This is a genomic window from Pseudomonas sp. JV245A (genome assembly GCF_032424515.1).
In the GTDB taxonomy this organism is placed as follows: domain Bacteria; phylum Pseudomonadota; class Gammaproteobacteria; order Pseudomonadales; family Pseudomonadaceae; genus Aquipseudomonas; species Aquipseudomonas protegens.
On record NZ_VYKE01000196.1, the window covers coordinates 1 to 7,841 of the forward strand.

General features: G+C 63.2%; 7 protein-coding genes. 3 read left to right on the plus strand and 4 right to left on the minus strand.

Annotated features, from left to right (window positions below; translation table 11 throughout):
- Positions 1-11 precede the first annotated feature (11 nt).
- The 4 genes from pabB to F6S12_RS28380 form a co-directional block, all read right to left on the minus strand.
- Positions 12-1,355 carry an aminodeoxychorismate synthase component I gene (gene pabB, locus F6S12_RS28365; RefSeq protein WP_315869592.1) on the minus strand — a complete coding sequence of 448 codons (1,344 nt, stop codon included), beginning with the start codon at positions 1,353-1,355 and terminating at the stop codon, positions 12-14.
- 176 nt (positions 1,356-1,531) lie between these two features.
- On the minus strand, positions 1,532-2,518 hold the full coding sequence (locus tag F6S12_RS28370) for an alpha-L-glutamate ligase-like protein (RefSeq protein ID WP_210457343.1): 987 nt from the start codon (positions 2,516-2,518) through the stop codon (positions 1,532-1,534).
- Positions 2,518-4,050, minus strand: a complete 1,533-nt coding sequence (locus F6S12_RS28375; protein ID WP_011060178.1) for an inactive transglutaminase family protein — start codon at positions 4,048-4,050, stop codon at positions 2,518-2,520. The genes F6S12_RS28370 and F6S12_RS28375 overlap by 1 nt, the downstream gene beginning before the upstream one ends.
- A gap of 5 nt (positions 4,051-4,055) precedes the next feature.
- Positions 4,056-4,592, minus strand: coding sequence for an ATP-dependent zinc protease (locus F6S12_RS28380; protein ID WP_152686055.1), 537 nt, complete (start codon positions 4,590-4,592; stop codon positions 4,056-4,058).
- A gap of 267 nt (positions 4,593-4,859) precedes the next feature.
- Here F6S12_RS28380 and F6S12_RS28385 point away from each other — a divergent pair, with 267 nt between their 5' ends.
- The 3 genes from F6S12_RS28385 (at position 4,860) to prpC (ending at position 7,774) form a co-directional block, all read left to right on the plus strand.
- On the plus strand, positions 4,860-5,582 hold the full coding sequence (locus F6S12_RS28385) for a GntR family transcriptional regulator (RefSeq protein ID WP_152686056.1): 723 nt from the start codon (positions 4,860-4,862) through the stop codon (positions 5,580-5,582).
- Positions 5,579-6,472, plus strand: coding sequence for a methylisocitrate lyase (prpB, locus tag F6S12_RS28390; protein ID WP_011060181.1), 894 nt, complete (start codon positions 5,579-5,581; stop codon positions 6,470-6,472). The genes F6S12_RS28385 and prpB overlap by 4 nt, the downstream gene beginning before the upstream one ends.
- 174 nt (positions 6,473-6,646) lie before the next feature.
- Positions 6,647-7,774 (plus strand): 2-methylcitrate synthase, encoded by a 1,128-nt coding sequence (gene prpC, locus F6S12_RS28395; protein ID WP_011060182.1) that lies wholly within the window; start codon positions 6,647-6,649, stop codon positions 7,772-7,774.
- Positions 7,775-7,841 lie beyond the last annotated feature (67 nt).

Sequence of the window (7,841 nt, forward strand, 5' to 3'; positions counted from 1 at the left end):
GCGAAGAGGCCCTAAAGCCCCTGCAGTGTCTCCAGCAACACCCGCACCTTGGTGATGGATTCCTGGTATTCCTCCTGCCAGTCGGAATCCGCGACTATTCCGCCGCCGCCCCAGCAACAGATCTGCCCATCCTTGGCCAGCAGGCTGCGGATGGCGATCGAACTGTCCATTTCTCCGCGCACGTCCAGGTACAGCAGCGAACCGCAGTACAGCGCACGCCGCGTGGGTTCCAGCTCGTCGATGATCTGCATCGAGCGGATCTTCGGTGCTCCGGTGATCGAGCCACCGGGAAAGCTGCCGGCGATCAGGTCCAGGGCGTCCTTGCCGTCCGCCAGCTCGCCAGTGACGCTGCTCACCAGGTGGTGCACGTTGGGGTAGCTTTCCAGGCTGAACAGCTCCGGTACCCGTACCGAGCCTATGCGGCAGGTGCGCCCCAGGTCGTTGCGCAGCAGGTCGACGATCATCAGGTTTTCCGCCCGATCCTTGGGGCTGGCCAGCAGCTCGGCGGCATTGGCCGCGTCTTGCGCCGCATCCCGGCCGCGGGGGCGGGTGCCTTTGATCGGGCGGGTTTCCACCCGGCCCTGGCTGACGTGGATGAAGCGCTCCGGCGACAGGCTCAGCACCGCACCGCCTTCCGGCAGCCGCTGGAAACCCGAGAACGGGGTCGGGCAGGCGGCGCGCAGGGCGCAATAGGCCGCCCAGGGATCACCCTGGTACTGGCCGCGAAAGCGCTGGGCGAAGTTCACCTGGTAGCAGTCGCCGGCCTGGATGTAGTGCTGGATGCGCTGGAACGCCTGGCGGTAGTCCTCGGCGCTCAGATCAGCCAGCATGGCGCCGGTCAGCTTGAATGCCGGCTGCGACGCGGGCAGCGGCTGGCTGAACAGTTGAATCAGGCGCTGGCGCTCGGTGTCATCCAGGCTGGGGTGGAACACCAGCTGGCTGGTGCCTGCCTGGTGGTCGTTGATCAGCGCCCAGGCATACAGGCCAAAGCGTGCGTCGGGCAGTTGCAGGTCATCCCGGGCCTGGCTTGGCAGGCGCTCCAGATGGCGGCCGAAGTCATAGCTGAGGTAGCCGATCAGGCCGCCGGCGAAGGGCAGTTGATAAGGAGCGGGCAGTTGCGCCGGGCCCAGTTGCCCCAGGTTGTCCCGCAGGCGCTGGAGAAAGCCCCTGCCGCTTTCTTCGGCGGCCACGGTCAACTGCGCCAGGGGCCAGGCGCTGAGCAGGTCATAGCGCCCGCGCTCGGCGCTGGGCCGGCCGCTGTCCAGCAGCACGGCGCCGGGGGCGTGCTCGATTGCCGCGAAATACTCGGCGGGGTTGGTGCAGTAGGGGAGCGGGTGTACGGAACAGGTCAACATGCGGGGCAAATCAGCCATCGGAGCGCGGTTGGCGATTGTATGCCTCTGCAGGAATTGCTCCTAGAGGGGATGTCGGTGATTGCCCGGTTCGTGGCGTATTCACCGACCTGTAGCTGCTGCCGCAGGCTGCGAAAAGGTCCGCAGGACCTTCTGTTCGCCCCCTGCGGCAGGCGCTATCAGCCTTCCACGGCAGGGATATGGCCGAACAGTTCCTGGGCGAAGCGTACCCGCTCCTCGACGCTTTCCTCGATGCCCTGGGCCTTGAGCTCCTCAAGGTGGGCTTCGATGGCGTGGGTGCGCTGGGTCAGGCCGGAGTCGTTGGCGATCTGGATGTTCAGCCCCGGCCGCGCGTTGAGTTCGAGAATCAGCGGGCCCTTGTCCTGGTCCAGCACCATGTCCACGCCGATGTAGCCCAGGCCGCAGAGTTCGTAGCAGCCGGCCGCCAGCTTCATGAAACCGTCCCAGTAGGGCAGTTGCACGCCGTCCACCGCGTTGGTGGTGTCCGGGTGCTTGGTGATGATGTTGTTCAGCCAGGTACCGCGCAGGGTCAGGCCGGTGGCCAGGTCGACCCCGACGCCGATGGCGCCCTGGTGCAGGTTGGCCTTGCCCCCGGACTGGCGGGTCGGCAGGCGCAGCATGGCCATCACCGGGTAGCCCATGAGCACGATGATGCGGATGTCCGGCACGCCTTCGTAGCTGATGCTCTTGAAGATCTGGTCCGGGGTCACCCGGTACTCGATCAGCGCGCGATCGCGGTGGCCGCCCAGGGAATACAGGCCGGTGAGGATGCTGGAGATATGGTGCTCGATCTCTTCGTGGCTGATGATCTTGCCGGACACCGTGCGATAGCGGCCCTCGAAGCGGTCGGCGATCACAATGATCCCGTCACCTCCGGCGCCCTGGGCCGGCTTGATCACGAAGTCGTTGCGCCCTTTGAGGATCTCGCCGAGCTTGTCGATTTCCTTCTCGGTGGAGATCACCCCGTACAGTTCCGGCACATGGATACCGGCCTTGATCGCCCGTTCCTTGGTGATGATCTTGTCATCGACGATGGGGTACAGGCTGCGCTTGTTGTACTTGAGCACGTAGTCGGCATTACGCCGGTTGATACCCATGATTCCCCGCGCTTCCAGGGCTTTCCAGGTCTTCCACAGGCCGAACATCAGGAGTCGGCCTTGACGAAGGCTTTGAAACGCACCAGCTCCGTCAGGCGGTAGCCGCGGTAGCGACCCATCGCCAGCATGAAGCCCACCAGGATCAGCAGCATCGCCGGGAAGGTAAAGACGAAGTAGGTGAGTTCCGGCACGCTCATGATCAGGTGCGCCAGGGAGGCGGCGAACAGGGTGCCGATGGCGACTTTCATCGCATGGCCGCCGCCGCGCTCTTCCCAGGTGATGGACAGGCGTTCGATGGTCATGGTCAGGATCACCATCGGGAACAGCGCCACCGACAGGCCGCGTTCCAGGCCCAGCTTGTGGCTGAACAGGCTGATGGCGGCGATCAGCACCACGACGAAGGTCAGTACCACCGAGAGTCGCGGCAGCATCTGCAACTTCAAGTGTTCGAGGTAGGAGCGCAAGGACAGCCCGAGCGCGGTGATCACCGTGAACAGCACGATGCCAAAGCCCAACTGGGTCTCGCGGAAGGCCAGGGCGATCAGCACCGGGGTGAAGGTGCCGAGGGTCTGCAGGCCGATCAGGTTGCGCAGCACCAGGATCACCAGCACGCCGATGGGGATCATCACCATGATCATGAAGGTCTGCTGGGTCTGCAGCGGCAGGCCGTACAGCGAGTATTCGAGGAAGTTGGCGTCGGTGTTCTCGTCGGTCAGCTTGGCCAGGCGAATGGCGTTCATTTCGCTGTTGTTGAGGCTGAAGGTGACGTTGGCTTTCTTGCCGCCATCGACGGTGATCAGGTTGTCGTCGCCGGTCCACCACAGCAGGCGGTCGCTGGGCATGCCCTGCTCACCGGTTTCCGGGTTGAAGTACAGCCAGTCGGTGCCGTTGAAGCTGCGCAGCCAGAGCTCCGGGGTCTGCGGCTGGTCGGCCACCAGGCGGATGGTGTGGACCTTTTCCACCGGCACGTGGGCGATGGACAGCAGCAGCTCGACTATCTTCGCCTTGTTGGTGCTGGACGGATCGCCGGCCAGCAGCAGCTTGGCGTTGTCGTCATTGGCGTTGTTGACCCGCTTGATGGCTTCGCTGATGAAGGTCTCGACGTCCGCCGAATGCTGGCGGATCGGCGCCAGCAGGGCGTCGGCGGCGATCTTTTCCGGGCCTTCCACGGCCATGCTGTCACGGAAGGTCGGGCCCTTGACCTTGGCTTTCTCGGCGCTGTAGCGCTTGGTCAGCACCAGGCGGTAGTACAGGGTCTGGTTGCCCTTGGCCCGGCGCGCCGACCAGGTGACCTTGCGGTTGCCGTCGACGCGGTTCACCGCCACCCCGTAGTTGTTGGAAATGAAGCTCTCGTTGAGGCTCACGTAATCGCGGCTCAGGGGCGGCACGAACATCTGGATCTTGATCGGGTCCTTGCCGTTGGCGACGAACTCGACCTTGGCATCGATGTTCCACAGATCGTCGGTAGCGTCTTCGGTCACCGGAATGCCGAGCACGAAGATCTGATAGGCCGTGATCGAAATGCCCAGCACCACCAGGATGGCGATCAGGACTTTCAGATGAAGGGTAAGAGAGCGCATTGGAATTACTCTGCGGTATGAGCGTCGGTGGCGCAGGCGGGTTTGCCAGCAGCGTATTTAAGACTGGGGTCGACCAGCGCATCGAAGCGTTTCAGGGCTTCGGAGCCGATCAGGAGCGGGTATTGGAATGCGCTGCGGTCGGTCAAGTTCACTTCGATGCTGCGCAGGGCGCTGCCCATGCAGACATCCAGGGCGATGACCGGCCGTGCGGTGTAGTTCTTGTCCTCATCGGGGTCGTAGTCGCCGGCACGGCGCTTGATCTTGCTGACCCGGGCCAGAGGCCGTTCGATGGGATGGGAATGGGCGGCGTCGATCGCCAGGTAGAAACGCACCCAGGACTCGCCATTGCGCTTGAAGCGCTTGATGTCGCGGGCACTCAGGGAAGCGGTCTTGGCCCCGGTGTCGAGCTTGGCCGCGACCTCCAGGTCGATGCCGGACAGCCGAGCGTATTCATTCAAGCCGTAGACAGTCTTGCCGGCGGCGGCGCTGATGCCGGGCAGGGCAAGCAGGTAGAGCAGTAGGGGAAGGGCCTTGAGTCTCATAGATCCTGATGGGCATGGGTTCTTCAGTTCAAGGCGACCGGCATTGCTGCGCAAGCTCCCTCGTATGCGTGCCATAAAAAGATGACAGGCCAATGCGGGCGGCATTCTAGCATGCTGGTTTTATGGCGCCAGCGCCGGGGGCGGGCCTTTTGTCTTGCTCTGGCGCTTAGGGTTATTAGACGATTGTCGACAATCTCTATTTTTCCTTTGACTGTTTTCGGTGTATTGGCTAATTTTTGCCTCATTGATTTTAAAGGTGTCGACAATATGCTGGATCAACTCGAACGCCCGATGCAGGCACAGGACGATTCTGAAACCCTGTCCGAAAACGTCTTCCGGCGGATCCAGGCGGCCATCGTCAAGGGCGAGATCGCCCCGGGCAGCAAGATCTCCGAGCCTGAACTGGCGCGCACCTACGGCATCAGTCGCGGCCCGCTGCGCGAGGCCATCCACCGCCTGGAAGGTCAGCGCCTGCTGGTGCGGGTGCCCCATGTCGGCGCCCGGGTGGTGTCCCTGAGCCATGCCGAGCTGATCGAACTCTACGAAATCCGTGAGTCCCTGGAAGGCATGGCCTGTCGCTTGGCGGCCGAGCGCATGACCACCGAGGAAATCGACGAACTGCGCCGGGTGCTCGATACCCACGAACGCGATGCGGCGTTCCAGGCCGGCGTCGGCTACTACCAGCAGGAAGGGGACTTCGACTTCCACTACCGGATCATCCAGGGCGCCGGCAACCGCACCCTCACGCAGATGCTCTGTGGCGAGCTGTATCAACTGGTGCGCATGTACCGCATCCAGTTTTCCGCGACCCCCAATCGCCCGCACCAGGCCTTTGCCGAACACCACCGGATTCTCGATGCCATTGCCGATCGCGACGGCGAACTGGCCGAGTTGTTGATGCGCCGCCACATCGGCGCCTCGAAACGCAATATCGCGCGTCACTACCAGGACAGCGCCCATCAGACAGCCACTCCACGAGGTGAGTCATGAGTTCCAACAAGAGCACTCCAGGCCAGCGTTTCCGCGATGCGGTCGCCAGCGAACAGCCGTTGCAAGTGGTCGGCGCGATCAACGCCAATCATGCCCTGCTGGCCAAGCGCGCCGGTTTCAAGGCCATCTACCTGTCGGGCGGCGGGGTCGCTGCCGGCTCCCTCGGCGTGCCTGACCTGGGCATTACCGGTCTGGACGACGTCCTCACTGATGTGCGTCGTATCACCGACGTCTGCGACCTGCCGCTGCTGGTGGACGTGGACACCGGTTTCGGTTCGTCGGCCTTCAACGTGGCGCGCACCGTCAAGTCGATGATCAAGTTCGGCGCCGCGGCGATCCATATCGAAGACCAGGTCGGCGCCAAGCGCTGCGGTCACCGCCCTAACAAGGAGATCGTTTCCCAGCAGGAAATGGTCGACCGCATCAAGGCCGCGGTGGATGCCCGTACCGACGACAGCTTCGTGATCATGGCGCGCACCGACGCCCTGGCGGTGGAAGGCCTGGAGTCGGCCCTGGAACGCGCCGCGGCGTGCATCGAGGCCGGCGCCGACATGGTGTTCCCGGAAGCCATCACCGAGCTCGAGATGTACAAGATCTTCGCCGATCGGGTGAAAGCCCCGATCCTGGCCAACATCACCGAATTCGGCGCCACACCGCTGTACACCACCGAACAGTTGAAATCCGTGGATGTTTCCCTGGTGCTGTACCCGCTGTCGGCGTTCCGTGCCATGAACAAGGCCGCAGAAAACGTCTACACCGCGATCCGTCGCGACGGTACCCAGCAAAATGTGATCGACACCATGCAGACCCGCATGGAACTGTACGAGCGCATCGATTACCACAGCTTCGAGCAGAAGCTCGATGCGCTGTTCGCGCAGAAGAAAGGCTGAATCAATCCCTGTGGGAACGAGCTAGCTCGCGATGGCCGTCAGCGATAACGCGCAGCCCCTGATTCGCTGGGGCGCGCGGGCCCGGATCGCGAGCAAGCTCGCTCCTGCACTGTCGGGGGAGCCCCGACCCGTGAAGTTGCCAAGTCCCTAACAAATTCAAGATTGGAGAGAGCAATGGCCGAAGCAAAAGTATTGAGTGGTGCAGGTCTGCGCGGCCAGGTGGCCGGGCAAACCGCGCTGTCCACCGTGGGCCAGGCCGGTGCCGGGTTGACCTACCGCGGCTATGACGTGCGCGAACTGGCGGCCGATGCGCAGTTCGAGGAAGTCGCCTACCTGTTGCTGTACGGCGACCTGCCGACCCAGGAACAACTGGCCGCCTACAGCGCCAAGCTGAGCAAGCTGCGCGACCTGCCACAGGCGCTGAAGGAAGTGCTGGAGCGCATACCGGCCCAGGCCCATCCGATGGATGTGATGCGTACCGGTTGCTCGTTCCTGGGCAACATCGAGCCGGAGAAGGACTTCTCCCAGCAGCACGACGTCACCGACCGCCTGCTGGCGGCCTTCCCGGCGATCATGTGCTACTGGTACCGCTTCAGCCACGAAGGCGTGCGCATCAATTGCGTCAGCGACGAGCAGACCATCGGTGGCCACTTCCTGCACCTGCTGCATGGCAAGAAGCCCAGTGACTTGCACGTCAAGGTGATGAACGTCTCGCTGATCCTCTATGCCGAGCACGAATTCAATGCCTCCACCTTCACCGCCCGGGTCTGTGCCTCGACCCTGTCGGACCTCTATTCCTGTGTCACCGCGGCCATCGGTTCGCTGCGCGGCCCGCTGCACGGCGGCGCCAACGAAGCGGCCATGGAGCTGATCGAGCGCTTCCAGAGCCCCGAGGAGGCGACTGCCGAGTTGCTGCGGATGCTCGAGCGCAAGGACAAGATCATGGGCTTTGGCCATGCGATCTACAAAGACAGCGACCCGCGCAACGAGGTGATCAAGGGCTGGTCGCAGAAGCTGGCTGACGAAGTCGGTGACAAGGTGCTGTTCCCGGTGTCCGAAGCCATCGACAAGACCATGTGGGAGCAGAAGAAACTCTTCCCCAATGCCGATTTCTACCACGCCTCGGCGTACCACTTCATGGGCATCCCGACCAAGCTGTTCACACCGATCTTCGTCTGCTCGCGCCTGACCGGCTGGGCCGCCCACGTGTTCGAGCAGCGTGCCAACAACCGCATCATCCGTCCAAGCGCCGAGTACATCGGCGTTGAACAGCGCAAGTTCGTGCCAATCGAGCGCCGCTGACCGGGAGGGCGCCGGTACTGTTGATTGAATGCACCGCAGCACCTGCAGGAGCGAGCTTGCTCGCGAT